Here is a 2,001-nt window from a genome sequence, read left to right as displayed (position 1 = left end):
TTTGTAATTCGGGAAGCAGAACCACTTATGCTCCTCCAGATCCTGAGCAGTGATGTCGCCGGCTCCTTCAAAGACAAAGATGAAGGCGAGACTCTCCACGCAGGACGGGGCGGAGGTTTCGCGGATTTCCCAGTTCCAGCTGTCATTGCCGACCGCGGCGGTGAGACGGAATTTGAGATCAGGATTCTCCGCTTCCTCCCGGATAACCTCCCGGTACTTTGCCAGAAAGGCGTCATGCTGAGACACCGGCATGGCCGCATAAACCATAACGCCGTTTTTCACATTTTTAAATTCGCTTTCGTACATGATGGTGTTCCTCAATTTAGCTGCCGGGATGCCGGCGGGAAGTAATGACTCCGGTCAAAGAGGCCGCCGGGCCGCAGCGCCGGCAGACCTTTGGAGCAAGGAGAAAAGAGAAAGATGAAAGAAGAATATTGGGGGAAGTCAGATCCGGACATCCTGAGACCGGGAAGCCGCCTTCCCGCTGAAGGCTCTGTCAGAAGACCTCGCGCTTCAGCAATTAAATTATACGAAACTCAAGTATACAAAGTCAATGTATTTTCAAAAGTTTCTGAAAATTTTATTTTTTATCCCCTGAGACCGCATGCCGCAAGGGCTCCGGCGGAAAGCCGGGTTTTGCTTTACGCAGCTCCGGAAGCGCTCGCGGGTTACCGGGCCGGGCTGTTAATCCGGAGTCCCGGGAAGCGGAGTTTATCGCTGCCGGCGTTCCCTTCAGGTTTTACGGGCAGATCCTCTCTCAGGAGAAAAGCTGCGGCACGGGAGGTCTTTTCGGCTCCGATACTTTGGCAGAGAACAGCAGGGCGGTTTCCTTCTCTGCGGTATCCGAGCCGGGAGGCAAGGGGGCTTCCGGGGCCGCTCCGGAGTACCGAATCACCCACGGGCGGCCGGGAAACTCAGTCCTCCCTTCCGGAAAAAATGCCTTTACCGCAAAGCCGGGGATTCCCGAGCTTCAGTTATCAGGGCTGTCCCGTAAGGTACAGACTTCTTTCACTGAATATCCAGGAAAAAGGCCTGGTATATCATCCAGTCGGAGCTGTCCCATAAGGCATAGATTTCTTTCGCGCCGTACTTTATGAGAGGTATCTTTTCCTTAAAGGGCAGCGCCTTAAAGGCCTCGTTTGACCAGACGACGGTGACGCAGCCGTAGCGGAAGCGATGCCTTTTTCCGAGATCGTCGGGATAGTCGGGCCAGCCGGTACGGCCGTCCCCGGTAATGACAAATACCACGGCGGGCTTGTCCGGGTCCAAAGGACGGCTCATGATTTCCTGAAACTTTTTGCCGTACATGCGCACAATGTTTGATTTCGGGCGCTCATATCCCGGAGGCAATACGCGGTGCGCCACCTTGACGAAACTGTATGCGCGGCAGCTGCACGGATAAACGCCGATTTCCTCATCAGCAAAGTTGTACGGGCTCAGTCTGGAGATGTCGGTGTCAAAGCCGCCGAGATCCCGGCATTCCTGAAAATCGCTCACGGCCTTATTAAATCCCTTTTCCGAGAGATGGTTAAAGGCATGCTGCTCCAGCAGGCTGCTGAGGCAGGGATCCTGAATTTCAGCGGTCTCCCAGTAACAGTTGCTCCAGCAGAACTCATTCTCGGCAAAATCAAACCATGTCTGCTCCTTAATGTCGTCATAATCCATGAAGCCAGGGCCTACAAAGATCAGCGCCATGGTGAAGTTATTCTCCAGACTTGATATATGACGGGGTTTCGCGTCGCACACCTCCCGGACATCCGCAAGATGGTACTTTAAGTCCAGATCGGCGGTTTCCTCAATGAAGCCGCGGTATTTGGCCAGCAATTCCTCAAATTCTGTTTCCCGTACATACATGGAAACCCTGATGCTGTTTTTAACGTTCGCGAATTCACTTTCCGCTATGCGATCCTCTTCTTTTACGATGCGGGGATGCAGGGATCTCAGGAGCATTTCTTCGCTGAGCAGGCAGTCCCGGAGCAATTTGTAATTCGGGAAGCAGAA

2 protein-coding genes are annotated in these 2,001 nt (G+C 53.4%); both read right to left on the bottom strand.

Annotation, left to right across the window (positions count from 1 at the left end; all coding sequences use genetic code 11):
- A partial coding sequence (locus ACJROR_RS11660) for a hypothetical protein (protein WP_406547182.1) occupies positions 1–306 on the bottom strand: 306 nt, incomplete at its 3' end.
- A 702-nt stretch (positions 307–1,008) separates the two neighbouring features.
- On the bottom strand, positions 1,009–2,001 hold a 993-nt coding region (locus ACJROR_RS11655), incomplete at its 5' end, for a hypothetical protein (RefSeq protein ID WP_406547181.1).

The organism is Succinimonas sp. (genome assembly GCF_045225735.1).
Classification (GTDB): domain Bacteria; phylum Pseudomonadota; class Gammaproteobacteria; order Enterobacterales; family Succinivibrionaceae; genus Succinimonas.
The sequence above is the reverse complement of the archived record's forward strand: the minus strand, read 5'-3'. Positions and strand labels throughout refer to the sequence as shown.